This window comes from Streptomyces sp. NPDC032161 (assembly GCF_040636995.1).
Lineage (GTDB): Bacteria > Actinomycetota > Actinomycetes > Streptomycetales > Streptomycetaceae > Streptomyces.
The window spans coordinates 24370-45329 of the sequence record NZ_JBEZVN010000011.1 but is presented as its reverse complement, the minus strand read 5'-3'; the positions used below and the strand labels follow the sequence as shown (position 1 = coordinate 45329).

Below are 20960 nucleotides of genomic sequence, written 5' to 3'. Positions count from 1 at the left end.
TCAGTCGGGGACGTCGTGGCACGGCCCGGCCGGTGCGTAGCCGCGCTCCCGGACCAGTGCGTGCGTCAGCCGGGTGAAGGCGCGCGCGGCGGCGCTCTCGTAGGCGCTCTCCCGGCGCAGCAGGGTGGCGACCCGGGTGGGCAGGGGCGGGTCGACCGGGACGGGGGTCAGATGGGGGTGGTCGTCCGTGACCGCTTCAGGCAGCACGGTGGCCAGCCGGTCGGTGCGCTGCACGATCTCGGTGAGCGCCTGGACGCTGTTCGCTTCCACGGCGATCGGCGGGCTGACCCGATGCCGGGCGAAGTACCGATCGATGTGGTTGCGCGTGGCGAAGTCGCTGCTGAGCAACGCGAGTTGCTGTCCGGCCAGTTCACGGACCGGGACGGGTTGCCCGGTCCGGGTGTCCGGGCGACGGGTGGTGACGACGAGGCCGAGCGTCTCGGTGAAGAGCGGGACCGCCGCGATCCCGGAGAGGTGGTCTCCCCCGAACGCGATGCCGAGGTCCAGTTCGTCGGCCAGCAGGCTCGCCTCGATGCGATCCTGCGTCATCTCGCGCACCTCCAGGCTGATGCCGGGGTGACGGGTGCGCAGTTCCTGGGCGAGCGGTCCGACCAGGTAGGCGGTGAACGTCGGCGTCATCGCCAGGCGCAGATGCCCCTGGGAGAGGTCGGCGACGTCGAGGACGGCACGGTCGGCCGCCGCCAGTTCGCGGAGCGCGCGCCGCGCGTGGCGTACGTAGACCTCGCCCGCGTCGGTCGGACGGACACCTCGACCGCTGCGGTCGAGGAGATGGACGCCGACCGCTCTCTCCAACTGCTTGATCTGCTGCGACAGCGTCGGCTGGGAGATGCGCAGTTCGTCGGCCGCACGCGTGAAGCTGCCGTGCTCGACCACGGCGATCAGGTAACGGAGGTGACGCAGTTCCGGACCCATGCCCGGAGTATAGAGCCGATCGATCGATGTCCCCAGGCATATTCGGCGCTACCTATGCCCCCTGGTCATCGGGGCGCCACGGCCTCGGACCACGGCGGGCCGACGCCCCGCGAAGCGGCCGGGGGCGCGTCCGGCGACCGTGCTCGCCGTCAGGATCCGGACCGCCGGACGAGCCATAGATGAGATCAATGAGATCTATGGACAACATGACTTGGACTCTATAGCGCCAGGTCATGCATGGTGGATGACGTCAGCCCACCGGGCCGACGGCGACCACCGAAGGGAGTGACCGTGCACGACATCACCGACGGCTCCGAGCGTTTCCGCCGCGAGGTGTTCCCCGCGAAGGCCGGGCTGTTCGCCCGCCTGGCCACGACGCACCGGCCGGGGACACTGTTCATCGGCTGCTCCGACGCCCGCGTGGTACCCGAACTGATCACCCAGAGCGAACCAGGCGAGCTGTTCGTCGTCCGCACCGCGGGCAACCTGGTCCCGGCCCATTCCTCGGGCACGGACGGCGTCGCGGCGAGCATCGAGTACGCCGTCTCCGTGCTGGGCGTCCGCGACGTCGTCGTCTGCGGGCACTCGGCCTGCGGTGCCATGACCGCCCTGGCCGAGGAGCACGACCTGAGCGACGCCCCGGTGATCGCCGCATGGCTGCGGCACGCGGACGCCGCCCGCGCCCGGGCCGCCGCCGCCCCGGTCGCACCCGGCACGTCCGGGCTGGCCGCCCTGGTGCGCGTCAACGTCGCGGCACAGCTGCAGAACCTGGTCACCCATCCCTCGGTGGCCCGCGCCCTGGCCGCCAGGACGCTCACCCTGCACGGCTGGGTCTTCGACATCGCGACCGGATCCGTCGAGACGGTCGACCCCGTCGTCACCGCGGCCTGACACACCCCTCAAGAACACATCGGCCGCCTCGGTGCCGGTGCCACGGAAAGGAATCCCCATGCCCCACGCCCAGTTCGACCCCACCGCCCGCGCGGCCCTGGCCGCGGCCGCCGTCGAGGCCAAGACCCGCAAGGACCTGACCTGGCAGCGGATCGCCGACGCCGCCGAGCTGTCGGTCGCCTTCGTCACCGCCGCCGTCCTCGGCCAGCAGGCCCTCCCGAAGAAGTCCGCCGAGGCCGTGGCGGAGCTGCTGGGCCTGGACGCCGACGCCGCCCTGCTGCTGCAGACCATCCCGACGCGGGGATCGATCCCCGGCGGGATTCCCACCGATCCGACGATCTACCGCTTCTACGAGATGCTCCAGGTCTACGGCACCACTCTCAAGGCGCTCGTCCACGAACAGTTCGGCGACGGCATCATCAGCGCGATCAACTTCAAGCTGGACGTGAAGAAGGTCGCCGACCCCGAGGGCGGGGAGCGGGCCGTCATCACCCTGGACGGCAAGTACCTGCCGACCAAGCCCTTCTGACCAGTCGACTTCCGACGGCGCGTCCGCACGAGGCGCCGGACACCGGCCGTCGGGCCGGGACGGCATCCGCCGGTGCCGTCCCGGCCCGCCCGCCGGGCGCGCCCCTCTCCCCGGAGAACCGCCATGGACTTCGCCCGACGCACCATCGAGATCGCCCGCCGGAACGTCGAAGAGGGCGGGCGCCCCTTCGCCACCGTCGTCGTCAGGGACGGCGAGATCCTCGCCGAGAGCCCGAACAGGGTCGCCCAGACCTCCGATCCCACCGCCCACGCCGAGATCCTCGCCGTCCGCGAGGCGTGCCGGAAGCTCGGCACCGAGCACCTCGTCGGCGCCACCGTGTACGTACTGGCGCACCCCTGCCCCATGTGCCTGGGCTCGTTGTACTACTGCTCCCCCGACGAGGTCGTCTTCCTCACCACGCGGGAGGCCTACGAGCCGCACTACGTGGACGACCGGAAGTACTTCGAACTCGACACCTTCTACGGCGAGTTCGCCAAGGACCACCGGGACCGCCGGCTGCCGATGCGGCACGAGCCGCACGAGGCCGCCGTCGACGTGTACCGGTTCTGGCAGGAGCGCAACGGCGGGGACCGCAGGGTCGCGGGAGCGCCGACGGCCCGATGGCCGCCCGCCTCCGCGCCGCCCACCCGCACGACGGACGGCGCGGCGCGGAGGCGTGCCTCCCGCCCCGGTGGTACCACGGACCCGCGGGCCGCCCCGCACCCCCGAGCCCCGTACACCCGACCCGCCCGCACACACGAGGAGAGACCCTTGCCATCAGTCGAACTGTCCGAGGCCGAACTCCGCCACCTGGAGCGGGCCGTGCACCTGGCCGAGGAGGCGCTGCGGGCCGGCGACGAGCCCTTCGGTTCCGTCCTGGTGAGCGGCGACGGCCGGGTCGTCGCCGAGGACCGCAACCGCGTGCGCGGCCTCGGCGACAGCACCCGCCACCCCGAGTTCGAACTGGCCCGCTGGGCGGCCGCGCACCTCACGGCGCCGCAGCGCGCCGCGGCGACCGTCTTCACCTCGGGCGAGCACTGCCCCATGTGCGCCGCCGCCCACGGCTGGGTGGGCCTCGACCGCATCGTCTACGCCCACTCCGCGGCCCAGCTGACGCAGTGGCTGGACGAGCTGGGCGCGCCGCCGTCCCCGGTGCGCGCCCTGCCGGTCCAGGAGGTGGTACCGGGCATCGAGGTCCAGGGGCCGGTGCCGGCCCTGGCCGATCGCCTGCGGGAGATGCACCGCGCCTCCTACCTGTCGAGGCACCAGGCGATGTGACGGGCTCCTTCGGCACGCACGCGTCCGGTTCGGGTCCCGCCGCGCCGGTGGCGGATCACGCCCCGGGACCCGGCCGGCGCTCCCGCCGGGCGTCCGGCCCGCCGACGGGAAGCCGGGCCCGGGCACTCGCGATCAGCGCGCCCGGGTCCGGGCGCGCCTGCAGGGCGTTCAGGACGAGCCGCCACCACTGGTCGAGCCGGGACACGAACTCGTCCTCCCGCGGTGTCCCGTCGCCGCTGAGGCTGTACAGCCCGAAGAAGGCGCACACCAGGGCCGGGGCGGCGCCCGCCGGTTCGACACCCGCGGCGAGTTCGCCCCGTGACCGGGCGTCGGCGAGCAGCCGGGTGGCGGCCGCGGTCCAGGCGGCGAACGGGGTGGGAACGACGGCGTCGATGCTCCGCCGCTCCGCCCACAGCCGGGCACCCGCCCGCGCCACGACGTCCTGGCACAGGACTCGGGCGATCTCGAAGCTCAGGGCGACGAGCCGTTCGAGCGGCGGGACGTCCGGGGCCGTGTAGTACGCGGACAGCTGTGGCCACGCGGCGAACCGGTCGCGCACCACGGCGAGGGCGAGTTTCTCCTTGCTGGAGTAATGGAAGTAGACGGCCCCGCTGGTCCTTCCCGAACGGGCGCATATGTCGTTGACGCTCGTTCCCGCATATCCCCGTTCGACGAAGAGCTGCGCCGCGGATTCCAGCAGAGATCTCCGGGTCGTTCGCGCCCTGTCCTGCATGCCTGTTCCACCTTCGATATTCCATGCGATACATAAGGCGCGAGGAGGTAGTGCGCCCGCGCATCGACGGCCTCGCCCGACCGTACCGAGCGGAGATTTTATTATTCTTCGACTGCGCACACAGGGGGACATCAAGGAAACCCGGGGGGCTGGCCCACGCTTTCGCACACGGCTCCGCCACGACTGTTCCCGGAAATGACCAGGATTTTTCCACATCACCGGGCTTTCGGGCCGATTGGACGGACGATCGGCTCCGTACGGTCACCCTCGGGCCACTCCTCCGCGCACGCCCGGCGCGCGATCGCACCGCATCGAAACACTCGAAGTAGTGATTGCGCGCCGCTCGGACGCGAAATTAACGTAGTCGGCACGATGTTTTCGGGCCCGCCCCGAATCGACGGATGAAATCCGTCGCGGCGAGCTCCGCAGAGGCGATCGACCGCCTTCTCAAACGGTCACCGAAGATCGTCCGAAATCCAGTTCCCCCTCAGTCCAGCGCGCCTTCCCCCGGTCCGGGAGAACAGCGAACCGGAATCGGACCGCGGCCGGCGCACGCTCCGAGAACGGCAGAGAAATGGCAGCTCACCCCATTCCCCACTGGTCCCCCGCCGCCATCGTCTTCGATTGCGACGGCACGCTCATGGATACCGAACGCCACTGGCAGAACGCCCGCAACAGGGTGTTCGCGGAGTTCGGCCTCAAGCCCCCGCCCGGCTTCGCCGAACGCGCCCAGGGCGTCCACTACACCGAGTGCGGAAGCCTCATGGCCCGGGAGACCGGGAAGCCCGAACTCACCTACGAGATGACCCAATCGCTCCTGAGGCACTTCATGACGCTGGTCGACGAGGACCCCGTCACCATGCCGGGCGCGGCCGCCCTGGTGGGGCTCATCGCTCGCCACATGCCGCTCGCGGTCGCCAGCAACTGCCCGCGGGAAATGGTGGAGTCGTGCCTGCGGCGGGCCGGCCTGCTCGGCCACTTCGACCACGTCGTCGTGGCGGGCGGCTCGCTGCGCCCCAAGCCCCGCCCCGACGTGTACGCCGAGGCGGCGGAACGGTGCGGCGTCCGGCCGCACGAAGCGCTGGCGGTCGAGGACTCCCTCACCGGCATCGAGTCCGCCCGGAGGGCCGGACTGCGGGTGGTCGGCGTCGGGCCACGACCCTCCGGCCGGGGGGCGGAACGGGCCGACCTGTGGGTCGACGCCCTGAACGATCCGGCACTGGTGGCCTGGGCCCACACCTGGATCGCCGACGCCGGGCCGCCCGTCGCATGAGGCACCGGGCCGCCGACGCGGCCCCGGGCCCGGCGCGCACCGGCACACGACGGCGGCACGGCCGCGGTGTGCCGGTGTGCGTTCCGGTCCCGTACCACCCGGCCCGGGGCCCCGGGCCGCGCGACGCCGGGGTCTCACCATGCAGTCATATTTGACATTAGCGCGTCTTATGGAAGATAAAGAAGGTCCTTTGGGTTTAAGCTCACGCACCGTGATATTCGAGGCGTGACAGCCATGAACGTCTACGTGAATGAGTACCACCGTGCCGCACGCCGCCCCGTCCCCCGAACCGCCCGCCGACGCCGCCGCGGACTGGGAGGCATGGCGCGCCGAACGGCGCCGCTCCGTCACCTCGGCCACCGGGAACCTCGCCCTCGTCGAGACCCGCTGGGCCCCGGACGGCGAGCGCCCCGACCCGGACGCGGCCCGCGCCGGGCAGCCGGACACCGTGACCGTCACCACGCTCGAACGCACCGACGCCGTCACCGGCGCGCCCGAGTACGGGCTGCGTCTCTGGGACGCGCACTCCCCCGCGATCCGGCACTTCGACCGCACCGACGTCTTCCCGTACGACCCGTCCTGGGTGCTGGAGGCGTCGTACACGCCGGTGCCGGGCGCCAGGAGGGTCCCGTTCGAGCACATCCGGGACAACGGCGGCACCCGCGACCTCGTCGTTCCGGGAGACATCGAACTCACCCTGGACGGCCGGGACTACACCCTGAGCGCCTTCGACGACGACGGCACCCTGCTGCTCGTCTTCGGTGACCCGACCAACGGGGACACCACCTACGGCGCCGGACGCTTCCTCTTCGTCACCCGCACCGGCGAGGGCCGCGTCCTCCTCGACTTCAACCGTGCCTTCGTGCCGCCCTGCGGCTTCTCCGATCAGTACAACTGTCCGATGCCGCCGCGGCAGAACCGTTTCCACCTGCCCGTGACGGCAGGAGAGAAGCGCCCCGTCTTCCGCGACGGCTTCCCCGCACAGCACTGATCGCCCCCGGCAACTCCGCCCCGCAGCACGAAAGCGCGTACTCCTCATGAACATCAAGAAGACCTCCCTGTACGGCGGAGCGACCGCCGCCGCCCTCGCCCTGACCCTCACGGCCTGCGGTGGCGGCACCGGCGGCGCGTCCGGGGGCGGCAGCGGCAAGGACGCCACCATCAACATCGGTTCGCTCTACGAGCCGCAGAACCTCGACAACACCGGGGGCGGCGGCCAGGGCGTCACCGAGGCGCTCAACGGCAACGTCTACGAGGGGCTGTTCAGGCTCACCGACGACGGCAAGGTCGAAAAGCTCCTCGCCCAGGACCACAAGGTCTCCGCCGACGGCCTCACGTACACCTTCACCCTGCGCGACGGCGTGACCTTCCACAGCGGCAAGAAGCTCACCAGCCAGGACGTCAAGTACAGCCTGGAGAAGGTGCTCGCGAAGGACTCGCAGTCCGCGCGCAAGAGCAACCTCGAGGTCATCGAGTCCGTCGGGACGCCCGACGCGCGCACGGTCGTGGTCAGGCTGTCGAAGAAGTCGATCTCCTTCGTCTACAACCTCTCCTACGTCTGGATCATCAACTCCCAGGCCAAGGACCTCAGGACGAGCGAGGACGGCACCGGCCCGTACACACTGGACAAGTGGACCCGAGGCTCCGCCCTCGCCATGAACCGCTTCGCCGGCTACTGGGGCGACGCGGCGGCCAACAGGCGGGTCGTCTTCCACTACTACAAGGACGCCACCGCGCTGAACAACGCGCTGCTGACCAACGCGGTGGACGTCGTCACGAGCGAGCAGTCGCCCGACGCCCTCGACCAGTTCAAGAACAACCCGAACTACAAGGTCAACGACGGGAATTCGACGACCAAGCTGCTGCTCGCCTTCAACGACAGGGCCAAGCCGTTCACCGACGTCAAGGTGCGCCGGGCCGTCTCCGCCGCCATCGACGACGAGAAGCTGCTGAAGTCCGTGTGGGGCGGCTACGGCAAGCCCATCGGTTCGATGGTGCCGCCCACCGACCCCTGGTACGAGGACCTCACCGACGTCAACGCGTACGACACCGCGCGCGCCAAGAAGCTGCTCGCGGAGGCCGGATACGCGAAGGGCTTCTCCTTCACGCTCGACACCCCGAACTACGACCCGCACCCGACCGCGGCGACCTTCATCAAGTCCGAACTCGCCAAGGTCGGCATCACCGTCGAGATCAACACGATCACGCCGGACGAGTGGTACACGAAGGTCTACAAGAACCACGACTTCACGGCCACGCTCCAGGAGCACGTCAACGACCGCGACCTCGTCTGGTACGGCAACCCCGACTTCTACTGGGGCTACGACGACAAGCAGGTCACCCGGTGGGTCGAGGAGGCCGAGCAGGCGTCCAGCACCGCCGAGCAGACCGAGCTCCTGAAGAAGGTCAACCGCAAGACCGCCGAGGACGCGGCCAGCGACTGGCTGTACCTGTACCCGCAGATCGTGGTGGCGGGCAGCAAGCTCTCCGGATACCCGGTCAACGGCCTGAACTCCCAGTTCTTCGCCTACGACATCAAGAAGGGCTGATGGGCCGCTACCTGCTGCGCCGTCTCGCCTTCCTGCTGGTCTCGCTGGCCCTGGCGAGCGTGGTGCTGTTCGTGCTGCTGCGGATGCTGCCGGGCGACCCCGCCAACGCGCTCACCGCCGTGGGCGCCGACGCGGAGCAGATCGCCGCGGCCCGGCACGCCATCGGGTCCGACCGGCCGCTGCCCGAGCAGTTCACGCACTGGATCGGGCAGCTGGTGAGCGGCGACCTCGGCGCGTCGTTCGTCAGCTCGCTGCCCGTCGGCCCCGAGATCGGCTCCCGGCTGAACGTCACGGTCCCGCTGACGCTGGCGTCGTTCGTGCTGGCGGTGCTCATCGCGGTGCCGGTCGGCTTCGTGGCCGCGCACCGGCGGCGGACCTGGTACGGCGCCCTGCTCAACGGGGTGTCCCAACTGGGCATCGCCGTCCCGGTGTTCTGGCTCGGCATGATCCTCATCGCCGTCTTCGCGCTGAACGCCGGCTGGCTGCCGGCGGGCGGCTTCCCGCAGGAGGGCTGGTCGCAGCCGGCCGAGGCGGTCCGCTCGCTCACGCTGCCCGTCGTCACCATCGCACTGGTCATGAGCGCCTCGCTGATCCGCTACGTCAGGTCGGCCGTGCTCGACGTGCTGGGCAGCGACTACCTGCGCACCGCACGGGCCATGGGTGCCTCGTTCGGGCAGGCGATGTGGCGGCACGGGCTGCGCAACGCCTCGGTCCCGGTGATCTCGATCCTCGGCATCGAGCTGGCCTCCACCCTGCTGGGCGCGGTGGTCGTGGAGTCCGTGTACGCGCTCCCCGGCCTCGGCTCCCTGCTCGCGACCGGCATCGCGCAGCACGACTATCCGGTCATCCAGGGCGTGCTGTTCGTCTCCACCCTCGCGGTGCTGGTCATCGGATTCGTGGCCGACCTCGTCCAGCGGATCATCGACCCCCGACTGCGCGGCAGGCTCTCCGGAGGTGCCCGATGACTTCCCCGGTCCCGACGAAACACACGGACGCGGCCCCGGCGGAGACCGCCGAGGGCGAGCGGCGCGGGCGGCGCTCGTACACGCTGGTGACCGGCTGCGTCCTGGCCGGGCTGATCGCCGCCGTCGCGCTGGTCTCGCTGTTCTGGCTCCCGTACGCCGCCGACGACACGTCCGGCGGACGGCTCGCGGGCCCCGGTGCGGGGCATCCGCTCGGCACCGACAAGCTGGGCCGCGATCTGCTCACCCAGCTGATGACCGGTTCCCGCATCGCCTTCGAGGCCGGGCTGGGCTCGGTGCTCATCGCCGCCGCGCTCGGCGGCACGCTGGGCGTGCTGGCCGCGTTCGCGCAGGGCTGGCTCGACGACACGGTCTCCGCGTTCCTCGACATCCTGATCGCCTTCCCGACGCTGCTGCTGGCGATGCTGATCGTGGCCGCCCGCTCGGCCACCCTGGGGTCCGCCGTGCTGGCGATCGGCCTCGCGCAGAGCGCGGTCGTGGCACGGCTGGTGCGGATCCTGGTCAAGCGGGTCCTGGCGCGGGACTACATCACGGCGGCGCGCACCTCGGGCACCTCGTGGCCGCGCATCGTGACCGGGCACGTGCTGCCCAACATCTGGCCGACGCTCGTGGTGAACCTCGCCCTGCAGTTCGGGCTCGCGGTACTGGCCGAGGCCGGGCTGTCGTACCTGGGCCTGGGCGCGCCGCCGCCCAACGCCTCGTGGGGCCGCATGCTCCAGGAGGCGCAGGCCACCTTCACCACGGCCCCGGCTGGCGCGCTGGCCCCGGGCATCCTGCTCGTGCTGCTCGTCATCGGCGTGAACCTCGTCGCCGACGGGCTGCGCGACACCCTCGACCCCGCGACCCGGCGGAGGCGCTCGTGACCATTCTCGACGTACACGACCTCACGATCCGCACGGCTCAGGGACGGACCCTCGTCGACGGCCTCTCGCTGACCATGGACCGGGGCGAACGCCTTGGTCTCATCGGGGAGTCGGGCTCCGGGAAGTCGCTGACCACCCTCGCCGTGCTCGGCCTGCTGCCGGACGGCATGACGGCCACCGGAAGCGTCGTGCTGGCCGGTACGCAGATCGTGGGCGCGAGCGAGAAACAGCTCACGGGCGTGCGCGGCAGGGACGCCTCCGTCGTCTTCCAGGAGCCGCTCACCGCGCTCGACCCGCTGATGCGGGTCGGCCGGCAGATCGCCGAACCGCTCGGCAGGCGGCGGGGGTTGAAGGGCGCCGGGCTGAGGCGGGCCGTCGTGGAGGCCCTGGAACAGGTGCGGCTGCCCGAGCCGGACCGGATCGCCCGCGCCTTCCCGCACGAGATCTCCGGCGGCCAGCGCCAGCGTGTCGCGCTCGCCATGGCGCTGGCCTGCGATCCGCAGCTGCTCATCGCGGACGAGCCGACCACCGCGCTCGACGTCACCGTGCAGTCCGACATGCTCGACCTGCTCGACACCCTGGTACGGGACCGGGGCATGGCGGTTCTGTTCGTCAGCCACGATCTCGCGGTCGTCTCGAAGGTCTCCGATCGCGTGCTGGTCCTCAAGGACGGGCGGGCCGTGGAGGAGGGCGACGTGCACGAGATCGTGCGCGCCCCGCGCGAGGAGTACACCAGGGCACTGGTGGCGAGCGCCCGCCGGCTGGAATCGGCGCTGGACCTGAGGAGCACGCGATGACGCCCGTACTGGAGCTGGAGAAGGTCTCCTTCGGTTACCGGGGACACGGCGCGCCCGTCGTCGAGGACATCTCCCTCGCCGTCGGCTCCGGGCAGTCCCTCGCCCTCGTCGGGGAGTCGGGCGCGGGCAAGACCACACTGCTGCGGTTGCTGCTCGGGCTGGCCCGGCCGTCCTCGGGCGCCGTCCGGTTCGACGGCGAGGAGCTGAGACCGCGCGACGGGGAGCAGATGCGACGGTTCCGGCGCGGTGTGCAGTGCGTCTTCCAGGACCCGTACTCGTCGCTGAACCCGCGTCGGCGCGTCGGCGCGATCGTGTCCGAGCCCCTGCGCTCCCTGGGCATCGACAGCCGGGCCGGCGCCGCGCCCAAGGTCGCCGAGGCCCTGGAGCGGGTCGGTCTCCCGGCCGACGCGGCGGGGCGCTATCCGCACGAGTTCTCCGGCGGCCAGCGCCAGCGCATCGCGATCGCCCGCGCGACGGTGTGCGATCCGCGGGTGCTGCTCGCCGACGAGCCGGTCAGCGCGCTCGACGTCACCACGCGCGTCAAGGTCGTCGACCTGCTCAAGGAGCTGAAGGAGGAGCGCGGCCTGACGCTGGTCATGGTCTCGCACGACCTGTCGGTGGTCGCCTCGCTCTGCGAGCGCACCGCGGTCCTGGAGCGCGGCCGCCTGGTCGAGCAGGGTGACACCGCGCAGGTGCTGGGTGCCCCGGCGCACCCGTACACGCGCCGCCTCGTCGAGAGCGTGCCGCGGCTGCCCGCCTGACCGGGGACTCAGTCCGCGTCGTTCGCGGGCGGGCCCGCGTCCTCGTACGGGACGGCGGGCCACTCGCGGCGGCCCTCGTCGTGCCAGAGCGGTCGCCGGTCGACGCGCAGGCCGAGGATCTCCGGTCGCGCGTAGTGGCCGCGCGAGTCGACCCAGACCTTGACGGCGTCGATGTCGGCGAGGTCGATCGCGGCGGCGACGAGCTTCTCCTCCGGACCGGTGTGCGGGCCCGCCAGGTACTGGCTGAAGGGGTGGATCACGGCCGACCAGCCGCCGCCTTCGGTGATGTGCTTCTGCGGTCCGACGGTGTCCGCCATCCAGCGCAGGCACGTCTCGTCGACGGGGTTGCCCGCGGCGGCGACGAAGGACTGGGCGGTGAGCGCGTGCGTCTTCATCATGGCGTCGATCTGGATGTCGGCGACGGCCTCGAAGCCCGCCATGGTGGACAGACCGGGCCAGGCCGCCGCGTGGATCTCCTGGCCCTGGACGACGAGGGCCTGCCGGGCCAGGTTCATGGTGTGCTCCCAGCAGACCAGTCCGCCGATCCGGCCCAGGGCACTGTCGAACACGCCGAGCGTCGAGCCGCCGCCCTGGGCCCACACCATCCGTTCGGCGTAGGTGGGCTGGAGCTTGCGGTGCACTCCGAGCAGGGTGCCGTCGGGGTCGATGAAGACCTGGCTGTTGAAACAGGTGCGGGTGCCCGCGAGCCGTTCGCTCACGCCGAGGACCGTACCGACCCCGGCGCGGCGGCAGGCGGACCGGACCCGGTCGATCCCCGGGCCGGGCACCTCGACGGACGCCTCGGCGTAGGCGGCGTTGGCGGCCTGCTGGTCCAGCGGGGCGTACGCCTCGATCCAGTACGGGTAGCCCGGCACGAAGGTCTCGGGGAACACCAGCAGGTCGATGCCCTCCCGGCCGGCCCGTTCGACGAGGCCGACGACCTTGTCGAGGGTCGCCTCGGTGTCCATGAACACGGGCGCGGCGTGCACGGCGGCGACGGTTCGTTTCCTGGGAACGGGGGACGGCACAGGGCCCCTCCTCGAAGACGGTGACGCACCGCGGGACCGGCGATCCGGACGACCGCCGGGACCTCTGGGGCGGTGCCCGGACGCGTCGGCCCCGGGTGCGTGGGCGGGGTCGGTCGGTGGCAGTGTGCCATCGTTCACCGCCGCGTGTGCCGGTACCGGCGCGACCGGCTCGTCAGCCGCCCCACCGCCAGTACTGTTCGGGCCGGGCCGGACCGGAGCAGCCGGTGCGGACCAGCCGGGGGTCGGGGCGGTCCCGGCTGTCCCAGCGGGCGGGCAGTTCACGGTCGTCCTGGTACAGGCAGCGGTGGTCGGCTGCGCTCTCGATCCGCCATGCCGCGCGCTGCCATGTCGTGCTCCGCCACGGCACCCGGGTCCATGTCTGGTTCGCGGCGCCGCCCCGGCAGGGTTCGAGCGCGGCCCCCGCACCGGCGGCCGTGAGGCAGGAGTGCGGCTCGCCCCACAGGCCGATGGTGCCGTCGCTCCGCATCCGCCAGCGCTGGGCCGGGGATCCGTCGCACGCGCGGATGCGGACCTCCCGGGACTTCGGCGGCGTGCCCGCCGCGTCGAGGCACCGGGCCGGGTCGGGACCGGCGGCGTACGTGGTCCGTCCGACGTCCCCGAGGACCTCGCCGGGCCCCGGAGCGCGGTGCGTCTGCGGGTACTGCCGACGGATCCACAGGTTCCAGTCCTCCTGGAGCGGACCGCGGTAGGGCGGCACCTCGGCGCACCGGCCGGTGGCGCGGCACCGGCGCCGGGCGACGTACCAGCGCACCACCCGCTCCTTCTCGGCGGCCTGTGCGGGCGTCAGGTCCGCGTCCAGCACCGACATCCGGTAGCCGAGGTACGAGGTGACGGGGATCCCGAGGGCGTAGCCCACTCTCCTGAAGTAGCGGGCGGTGATGCCGTGGTCGCTGTGATCGACGCCGCCACCGAGACCGAACGCGAAGGACGCGTTGTCGTGGTCCATGGTCAGGATCCGTTCCGCGCGGCCCGTCCCGGCCAGGGCGCGGAGCGTGGCGACGAGCCGTTCCTCGGTGTAGGCCGGGCCGTCCGGGAACCCGCGCACGCTGTGCCTGCTCCCGTCGAAGAGTCTGAGCACGCTGTCGGGCTCCTCGCCGTGCGGAAGCCCGTCGTGGAGATCGAGGAAGGTGAGCCGGATCCCGGCGCCGACCGGCCGGTCGGCCAGCAGGAACGAACGGACGCGCAGGCCGCCGGTCCGTACGTCGGACCGCTTCCAGCCATCGGCGGCCCCGGCCATGGACGCGTAGGCGGCCCGTACCCCGTACTCCCTGCGGTCCACGTACTTCAGCGCCCGTGTACGGTCGCGGACGGCGTCGTCCCCGGCGGTCAGGTACACGGTGTGGACCGGGCATCTCGCCCGGATCGTCCGCGCGATCTCCGGGTTCAGGAAGAACAGGTCGTCGTCGGGGTGCGCCACGCCCACCAGGGTGCGCCGGCACCGGAGCGGCTCCGTCTGGGGCGCGGCCGCCGTGCCGGGGCCGGGGGTCGGGGCGGGCGCGGCGGCGGGGCCGAACAGGGCGCAGAGCACCGCGGCCGCCGCGAGCGTGCGGCGGACGAGGCGGTGGCCGCCCCGGCCGTCCCGGGTGTTCTCGCGCGCGTGGTGGTCCATCTGCGGATGATCACCGGGCGGCTGCCCGGAGCCAACCGACCCGCCGCGCGGCACACCCGGTCGGGGGGTCGGACGCGGTGCGCGGGGGCCCGGCGAGAGGGCCGGGGCCCCGGCGGGGTGCCGTGGTCAGGGCCGGGCGGTGGGCTCGAACCAGGTGGGTTCGTCGGTCAGTGCCTGCTTGATCCTGAACCGCGAGAACTCGTTCAGCGGCGGCAGCGCGTCCACCGGGTACCAGCCCACCTCCAGCGACTCGTCGTCGTTCACGCGTGCCTCGCCGCCCGTCGCCCGGCAGCGGAACGTGACGTCGAGGTACTGGCAGCGGTCCCCGTTTGCGTACTCGACCGGTTCGAGGGCCTGCGTGAGCACCACCCGCTCCGCCACGCAGTGCACGGCGGTCTCCTCGTACACCTCGCGCTCGGCCGTCGCCGCGGGCTGCTCGCCCGGCTCGCAGATGCCCCCGATCAGCGCCCATCGGCCGGTGTCGGAGCGCCGACCGAGCAGCACTCTGCCCTCGTCGTCGAGGACCACGGCGGTCACCCCCGGCAGCAGGAGCAACTGGTGGCCCGCGGTGGCGCGGATCCGGCGGATGAAGTCAGGAGTAGCCATGGCTCGACCCTAACGGCCTGGGGACCGATAGGGAGCGGGCTCGCGCCGCCCTGCGACTCCGCTTGCGGCGTTGTCGTCGGTTGTCGATGCGCCGCATCGACTCCCTCCTCCGCCTTGCAATCGAAGCCGCATGACGACGCTCCCTGATCCACTCCCTATCGCTCCCCAGGTCGTAAGGCCTGTCCCGTGACCCCTGGCGGACGCGCGAGGCCCACGGCACCTCGCCGCGTCGTCGGAACGCCGCACACATCCGGTACGCGGACGTCCCTCCGCCTTGTGAGGCACCGCGTCCGACGCCGCGCGCCGATCCATCAGGGATTGCGGGACAGCCCTTGGACGGTGTCGCGTCCCGCCCGGCGGAGCCGTACCGCACGGACGGCGGTCCGGCCGAGCCCCGCCGCGGCGATCAGCGCGAGCACCGCCTCCGGAAGGACGCCCAGGCGGGTGGCGGGCGTCTGCGAGGACCGCAGCGGCACCTCGTCGACGAGCGCGGCCGGGGTGAACAGCTCCGTCCGCTGGACGACGGTGCCGTCGGGCCGGATGATCGCGCTGACCCCGCTGGTGACGGGGACGACGACGGACCTGCTGTGCTCGACCGCCCGGACCCGGGACATGGCGAGCTGCTGGTAGGTCATCTCGCTGCGCCCGAAGGTGGCGTTGTTGCTGGGGACGGCGATCAGCCGGGCGCCGTGGTCGACGGTGTCCCGCACCGCGCCGTCGAACGCGGCCTCGTAGCAGGTCACCAGCCCGACGGGGGTGCCGGACAGGTCGAAGACGCCGACCTTGCTCCCGGGGCCGAAGTCCCGCCGCACCCGGTCCACGTCGGAGCTGAAGAGGCGGGCGACGGAGCGCATCGGGATGTACTCGCCGAACGGTTGGATGTGGCGCTTGTCGTAGGTGGCGACGGGCCCCTTCCCCGGCTCCCACTGGATGAGGGTGTTGCGCAGTTTGCCCGTGTCGGGTGTGAGCACCGCGCCGATCACGGTGGGCGCGCCGATCGCCTTCACCGCGTTGTCGATGACGAACCGGGCGTCCACGTTGAGGTACGGGTCGAGGTCGGAGGAGTTCTCCGGCCACAGCACGAAGTCGGGCCGGGGCGCCTTGCCCGCCTTCACGTCCCGGGCGAGCTGTTCGGTGCGGCGGGCGTGGTTGTCGAGGACGGCGCGGCGCTGGGCGTTGAAGTCGAGTCCGAGCCGGGGCACATTGCCCTGGATGGCGGCGACGGTGGCGGTGCCGTCCTCGGCCGAGTCGTCCACCAGCGGCCACGCGGCGATCGCGGCGGCGACGGGAGCGAGGACGCAGGCCGCCGTGGCGGCGACGGCGCCCCGGGGGACCTCGCGCGTCTTCCGGTACGCGCGGAAGCGACGCAGCGCCTCGTGGAGGCCGAAGCCGCACAGCACCACGGCGAAGGAGAGCAGCGGCGTGCCGCCCACCGCCGCGAGCGGCAGGAACACACTGTCCGCCTGCCCGAAGGCGATCTTCCCCCAGGGGAAGCCGCCGAACGGCACCCGGGCCCGGATCCCTTCGTCCAGTGCCCAGACGGCGGCCGCCCACAGCGGCCAACAGGCGAGACGGGAGACGGCGGAGATCCCGGCGCAGCCCACGGCGATGAACAGCGCCTCGGCCGCGGCGAGCGCCAGCCACGGCACCGGGCCCACCTCCTCGCCCGTCCAGTGCAGCAGCGGCAGCATGAACCCGAGCCCGGCGAGCAGACCGAGTCCGAACCCGGCGCGCGGCCGGCGCCCGTGGAGCACCCAGCCGAGCAGCGCGAAGCCCGGCAGGACCAGCCACCACAGGGGCCGGGGCGGGAAGCTCAGGTACAGCAGTACGCCCGAGACGACGGCCGCCGCGGACCGTACGAGGACGGGGATCAGCCGTCCGCGCGGGGACGCGGGGGCGGGTGCGGGCTGCTGCGGGTCGTCGACCGACGTGATGGTGGCGCTCACCCGCGGAGTCTACGGTCATCGGCTGTGCGCCCGTCAGTCCCGTCCGGTCGGTGCCGGCTCGGGGCGTCCTCTCCCCCGCCGCGCCCCTGGTCAGCCTCCGGTCGCCGCGCCCGTCCTCGGCAGGTGCAGGCGTTCGCGGATGAACCGCACGCCCGCCTCCGCGTCGTCGACGGTGATGGTGAACGTCCGGCCGTCGCCGAGCCGGAGCACCAGGCCCTCGCCCCTGCGGACCACCACGGCGGTGCCCTGCTCGGGGCGCCAGCGGTAGCCCCAGCCGCCCCACTGCCGGGGGGTGACCCGGGGTGCGAACTCCGCGCCCACCACATGGGTCAGCAGGATCCGGCGGCGCGGCAGGCCCATGTGGCCGCAGCGCACCTCCAGGGCGTCGCCGTCGACCCTGACGGCCACGTTCACGAAGGCGAGGGTGCCGAAGAGCATGAGCAGTCCGACGGCCACGCAGCCGATCACGGACATCAGCAACGGGGCGCGCCCGGTGGCCCAGTCGGAGGTGACGGCCAGCTGGACGCCGAGCGCCAGGCAGGCGGCGCCCGCGGCGGCCAGCACCCACTGGACCCGGTTGGTGGCCCGGCCGACCCAGACGTCGGAGTCGGGCTCGGCCCCGGCGTGCCTCGGTTCTCGGGGGTGGTCCCTCATGTCAAGCAGCGTACTCAGGGGACCGCACGCCGGGGACGCCGCCGAGGGCCCGGATCCGGGTCAGCGGGCGGGGGTGACGGCCCCCAGCAGCCGCCCCTCGGCGTAGGCCAGAGCGGCCGGCGGCAGGTCGCCGGGGTGTCCTCCGAGGAGGACGGTGAGACCGCCGGCCGGTTGGGCCGACGGAGCGGGTGCGAGCCCGATACGGCGCAGTGCCTGGGCGGCGACGGCACCGGCCGATCCGTGGAGCGCGACGGGGGGCAGGCCGCGCTCCCGCAGGGCGGCGCGGATGCGTTCGGCGACCAGTTCGTAGTGGGTGCAGCCGAGGACCACGGCGCGGGCGTCCCGGGGGGTGAGCGCGGCGGCCGCGGCGACGGCGCGGTCGACGGCCGCCTCGTCCGCGTGTTCCACGGCGTCGGCGAGCCCGGGGCACGGGATCTCGGTGACGTCGACGCGGTCCGCGAATTCCCGGATGAGTCCGCGCTGGTAGGAGCTGCCGGTGGTGGCGGGGGTGGCCCAGATCGCGACGGGGCCGCCGCTCGCGGCGGACGGCTTGATGGCGGGGACGGTGCCGATGACCGGCACCCCGGGTTCCAGTTCGGTGCGCAGGGTCGGCAGGGCGTGCACGGAGGCCGTGTTGCAGGCGACGATCAGCGCGTCCGGCCGCTGGGCGGCGGCGGCGCGGGCCACGCCCAGCGCACGGGCGGTGAGGTCCTCGGGCGTACGCGGTCCCCAGGGCATCCCGCCGGGGTCGCAGGAGAGCACGAGATCGGCGTCCGGTCTCAGCCTGCGTACCGCCCCGGCTGCCGCGAGGAGGCCGATTCCCGAGTCCATGAGCGCGATCTTCACCCGGTCACCATAGTCGACCGCCCTTGCGATTCCTCCGCAGTGGGGCAGACTGCGGCGAATGAGTGCCGTTGCCTGGATCGCCACGGGTTCGCTGGCCGCGTGGGTGTGGTTGCTGCTGGGACAAGGGTTCTTCTGGCGCACCGATCAGCGGATGCCCGTCCGCCGGGCGCCGGAGCGCTGGCCCTCGGTCGCGATCGTCGTGCCCGCACGTGACGAAGCAGACATGTTACCCGTGAGTCTGCCGTCGTTGCTGACGCAGGACTATCCGGGTGTCGCGGAGGTCTTCGTCGTCGACGACTGCAGCGAGGACGGGACCGGTGACGTCGCCCGCGCGCTGTCCGTGCGGTACGGGGGGCTGCCGGTGACGGTGACGTCGCCCGGCGAGCCGGAGCCGGGCTGGACCGGCAAGCTCTGGGCGGTGCGGCACGGGATGGCGCTGGCCCGGGCCCGGCGGCCGGAGTACCTGCTGCTGACGGACGCCGACATCGCGCACGAGCCGGACAGCCTGCGGGAGCTGGTCTCCGCCGCCGTGTCGGGCGGCTTCGACCTGGTCTCGCAGATGGCCCGGCTGCGGGTGTCGAGCGTCTGGGAGCGCCTGGTCGTGCCCGCCTTCGTGTACTTCTTCTCGCAGCTCTACCCGTTCCGGTGGGTGAACCGGGCGGGGGCGCGCACCGCGGCGGCGGCGGGCGGGTGCGTGCTGCTGCGGACGAAGGCCGCGGACCGGGCCCGGGTGCCGGAGTCGATCCGGCAGGCGGTGATCGACGACGTGTCGCTGGCGCGGGCGGTGCGGCGCGGCGGCGGGCGGATCTGGCTGGGGCTCGCGGAGCGGGTGGACAGCGTGCGGCCGTACCCGCGGCTGGCCGATCTGTGGCGGATGGTGTCGCGGAGCGCGTACACCCAGCTGCGGCACAGTCCGGTGCTGCTCCTCGGGACGGTGCTGGGGCTGGCGCTGGTGTACCTGGCGCCGCCGGTCGCGCTCGTCGCCGGGCTGCTGGGCGGCGACCCGGTGGCGGCGTGGGCGGGCGGTGCGGCGTGGGCGGTGATGGCGGGGACGTATCTGCCGATGCTGCGCTACTACCGGCAGTCGCCGTGGTCCGCGCCGCTGTTGCCGTTCACCGCCCTGCTGTACCTGCTGATGACGGTCGACTCGGCGGTGCGGCACCACCGGGGGCGGGGCGCGGCCTGGAAGGGGCGCACGTACGCCCGTCCCGAGGCCGCGCCGGACCGGTGAGCGGAGCTGTTCATGGGCCGATGGCGTCGGTCCCGTCCGGACGTCCGGGAGGTCATTTGCGGCCGGGCGTCCAGTTCATTCCCCACCCGTAGGCGTAGTCGATGGTGCGCTGCGGGCTGACTCCGCGCTGGGGCACGAGGTAGCGGGCCTCGCGCTGCACCGTGAGGTCTCCCCCGTTGTTGGTGAGGAGGGCGAGGGCGCAGACCGTGGACGGGACGGTGCATTCGTCGAGGGAGAAGTCGATCGGGGCACCGTGCTGGGGCTGGAGGGTGACGGTCGCGTGGAGGTCGGCGAAGCTCCGGGCGCCCTCGTAGATGGTGACGAAGATCAGGACGCGGCGGAACCTGTCCTTCTGGTCGAGGTTGACGGTGAGGTTCTCGCCGGTGGCGACGGCGCCGGTGCGGTCGTCGCCGTCGAGGTGGATGTACGGGGGCTGCCGGAGCGCTCCGAACGCGTTCCCGAGCGCCTGCACGACTCCCTTGCGGCCGTCGGTGAGTTCGTAGAGGGCGCACAGGTCGAGATCGAGATCCGCATGGTGGGCGACCGCCCTGCCGAGTTTGCGTCCCCAGCCCGTGAACTGTTTGCGGACTTCCCAGTTGAGATTGACTCGGAGGAGTCCGGAAGTTCCGCCCTGTTTGGCGAGAGAGACCGACGGCGCCTGTTTGGTGAGCGTGATCTTCGTCAGCCGGACGGGAGCGGGAGTGGAAGGAGCCGGAGGCGTTGCCGGCGGGGCCGTGGGAACCGGCGGGATCGGGGGCACTCGGTCCACCCGCGTTGTCTGTCGGGGTTGTTGGGGCGATTGGGGATACGCCTGGGGACGCTGGGGTTCATCGACGGAAATTCCGAAGTCCGTCGCCAGGCCCTCCAGACCGGTGGCGTAACCCTGGCCGACCGCACGGAATTTCCAGTTGCCCTGACGCCGGTACAGTTCGCCGAGGATGAACGCGGTCTCGACGGTGGCGTCCGTGCTGTCGAAGCGGGCGATCTCGGATCCGTCCGCCGCGTCCGTGATCCGTATGTACAGCCCCGTCACCCGGCCGAACGTGCCGCCGTCGGCGGAGGCCGCCAGGACCACGCGCTCGATGGCCGGCTCGACGCGCGCCAGGTCGACGGCGAGGTTGTCCGTCGCCCCGTCACCGATGGTCCTCCGGCCCTCGTGGCGTACGGCGCCGGAGGCGTGGGCGGGCTGGTTGTAAAAGACGAAGTCGGCGTCGTCGCGCACCTTTCCCGATACGAGCAGGAGTGCCGATCCGTCCACGTCCGGCGCCCCTGGAGAGGTGCGCCACCCCAATTCGACCCGTACGGATCGGGCCGGCACCGGAACATTGGCGCCTTTTAGCATGGTCATGATCGCCCCCATCGCGAGTCCGGCTGACCGAAGGCCATTCTCCGCCAACCTAATGCCCCGTCGGCCACGGATCGCGCATCG

The 20960-nt window shown here is 72.3% G+C and carries 20 protein-coding genes and 1 pseudogene; 12 read left to right on the top strand and 9 right to left on the bottom strand.

Annotated features, from left to right (window positions below):
• Complete coding sequence (gene cynR, locus AB0E67_RS20945; RefSeq protein ID WP_362028812.1) at positions 1–933, bottom strand: transcriptional regulator CynR; 933 nt, start codon at positions 931–933, stop codon at positions 1–3.
• Between the two features lie 291 nt (positions 934–1224).
• Between cynR and AB0E67_RS20940 the strand changes: the two genes are divergently transcribed.
• The 4 genes and pseudogenes from AB0E67_RS20940 to AB0E67_RS20925 all read left to right on the top strand — a co-directional run bounded on the left by AB0E67_RS20940 (position 1225) and on the right by AB0E67_RS20925 (position 3631).
• Positions 1225–1824, top strand: coding sequence for a carbonic anhydrase (locus AB0E67_RS20940; RefSeq protein WP_362028809.1), 600 nt, complete (start codon positions 1225–1227; stop codon positions 1822–1824).
• A gap of 58 nt (positions 1825–1882) precedes the next feature.
• Positions 1883–2353 (top strand): cyanase, encoded by a 471-nt coding sequence (gene cynS, locus AB0E67_RS20935; protein WP_362028807.1) that lies wholly within the window; start codon positions 1883–1885, stop codon positions 2351–2353.
• Between the two features lie 123 nt (positions 2354–2476).
• A pseudogene (locus tag AB0E67_RS20930) lies at positions 2477–2971 on the top strand (nucleoside deaminase); the annotation flags it as partial.
• 168 nt (positions 2972–3139) lie between these two features.
• A complete protein-coding gene (locus tag AB0E67_RS20925; RefSeq protein WP_362029055.1) occupies positions 3140–3631 on the top strand; it encodes a nucleoside deaminase in 492 nt (163 codons plus the stop codon).
• A gap of 55 nt (positions 3632–3686) precedes the next feature.
• Here the strand turns inward: AB0E67_RS20925 and AB0E67_RS20920 are convergent, their stop codons facing one another.
• On the bottom strand, positions 3687–4364 hold the full coding sequence (locus AB0E67_RS20920) for a ScbR family autoregulator-binding transcription factor (RefSeq protein WP_073785807.1): 678 nt from the start codon (positions 4362–4364) through the stop codon (positions 3687–3689).
• 574 nt (positions 4365–4938) lie between these two features.
• Here AB0E67_RS20920 and AB0E67_RS20915 point away from each other — a divergent pair.
• The 7 genes from AB0E67_RS20915 (at position 4939) to AB0E67_RS20885 (ending at position 11590) form a co-directional block, all read left to right on the top strand.
• Positions 4939–5637 carry an HAD family phosphatase gene (locus AB0E67_RS20915; protein ID WP_362028804.1) on the top strand — a complete coding sequence of 233 codons (699 nt, stop codon included), beginning with the start codon at positions 4939–4941 and terminating at the stop codon, positions 5635–5637.
• Positions 5638–5887: 250 nt separating this feature from the next.
• Positions 5888–6628 carry a DUF1684 domain-containing protein gene (locus AB0E67_RS20910; protein WP_362028801.1) on the top strand — a complete coding sequence of 247 codons (741 nt, stop codon included), beginning with the start codon at positions 5888–5890 and terminating at the stop codon, positions 6626–6628.
• A gap of 46 nt (positions 6629–6674) precedes the next feature.
• Positions 6675–8186: an ABC transporter substrate-binding protein gene (locus AB0E67_RS20905; RefSeq protein ID WP_362028798.1), complete on the top strand. Its 1512-nt coding sequence runs from the start codon at positions 6675–6677 to the stop codon at positions 8184–8186.
• Positions 8186–9151 (top strand): ABC transporter permease, encoded by a 966-nt coding sequence (locus tag AB0E67_RS20900; RefSeq protein WP_362028796.1) that lies wholly within the window; start codon positions 8186–8188, stop codon positions 9149–9151. The genes AB0E67_RS20905 and AB0E67_RS20900 overlap by 1 nt, the downstream gene beginning before the upstream one ends.
• Positions 9148–10032, top strand: coding sequence for an ABC transporter permease (locus AB0E67_RS20895; protein ID WP_362028793.1), 885 nt, complete (start codon positions 9148–9150; stop codon positions 10030–10032). Before AB0E67_RS20900 ends, AB0E67_RS20895 begins: the two co-directional genes overlap by 4 nt.
• On the top strand, positions 10029–10829 hold the full coding sequence (locus tag AB0E67_RS20890) for an ABC transporter ATP-binding protein (RefSeq protein ID WP_362028790.1): 801 nt from the start codon (positions 10029–10031) through the stop codon (positions 10827–10829). Before AB0E67_RS20895 ends, AB0E67_RS20890 begins: the two co-directional genes overlap by 4 nt.
• Entirely contained in the window at positions 10826–11590 is a 765-nt protein-coding gene (locus tag AB0E67_RS20885; RefSeq protein WP_362028787.1) for an ABC transporter ATP-binding protein, read from the top strand. The genes AB0E67_RS20890 and AB0E67_RS20885 overlap by 4 nt, the downstream gene beginning before the upstream one ends.
• 8 nt (positions 11591–11598) lie before the next feature.
• Here AB0E67_RS20885 and AB0E67_RS20880 read toward each other — a convergent pair whose 3' ends face one another.
• The 6 genes from AB0E67_RS20880 to AB0E67_RS20855 form a co-directional block, all read right to left on the bottom strand.
• The gene (locus AB0E67_RS20880) at positions 11599–12618 is read right to left on the bottom strand and encodes a carbon-nitrogen hydrolase family protein (protein WP_362028785.1); all 1020 of its coding nucleotides are present in this window, start codon (positions 12616–12618) and stop codon (positions 11599–11601) included.
• A 172-nt stretch (positions 12619–12790) separates the two neighbouring features.
• Positions 12791–14248: a ricin-type beta-trefoil lectin domain protein gene (locus tag AB0E67_RS20875; protein ID WP_362028782.1), complete on the bottom strand. Its 1458-nt coding sequence runs from the start codon at positions 14246–14248 to the stop codon at positions 12791–12793.
• A 126-nt stretch (positions 14249–14374) separates the two neighbouring features.
• Complete coding sequence (locus AB0E67_RS20870; protein WP_362028779.1) at positions 14375–14854, bottom strand: NUDIX domain-containing protein; 480 nt, start codon at positions 14852–14854, stop codon at positions 14375–14377.
• 311 nt (positions 14855–15165) lie between these two features.
• A complete protein-coding gene (gene lnt, locus AB0E67_RS20865) occupies positions 15166–16800 on the bottom strand; it encodes an apolipoprotein N-acyltransferase (protein WP_362028776.1) in 1635 nt (544 codons plus the stop codon).
• Positions 16801–16890: 90 nt separating this feature from the next.
• The gene (locus tag AB0E67_RS20860) at positions 16891–17454 is read right to left on the bottom strand and encodes a hypothetical protein (protein ID WP_362028773.1); all 564 of its coding nucleotides are present in this window, start codon (positions 17452–17454) and stop codon (positions 16891–16893) included.
• Positions 17455–17514: 60 nt separating this feature from the next.
• Positions 17515–18300, bottom strand: coding sequence for an aspartate/glutamate racemase family protein (locus tag AB0E67_RS20855; RefSeq protein WP_362028771.1), 786 nt, complete (start codon positions 18298–18300; stop codon positions 17515–17517).
• Between the two features lie 58 nt (positions 18301–18358).
• Between AB0E67_RS20855 and AB0E67_RS20850 the strand changes: the two genes are divergently transcribed.
• On the top strand, positions 18359–19531 hold the full coding sequence (locus AB0E67_RS20850; protein WP_362028768.1) for a glycosyltransferase: 1173 nt from the start codon (positions 18359–18361) through the stop codon (positions 19529–19531).
• Positions 19532–19583: 52 nt separating this feature from the next.
• On the opposite strand, the gene AB0E67_RS20845 is transcribed toward AB0E67_RS20850, so the two are convergent.
• Positions 19584–20891, bottom strand: coding sequence for a TerD family protein (locus AB0E67_RS20845; RefSeq protein ID WP_362028765.1), 1308 nt, complete (start codon positions 20889–20891; stop codon positions 19584–19586).
• Positions 20892–20960: the final 69 nt, after the last annotated feature.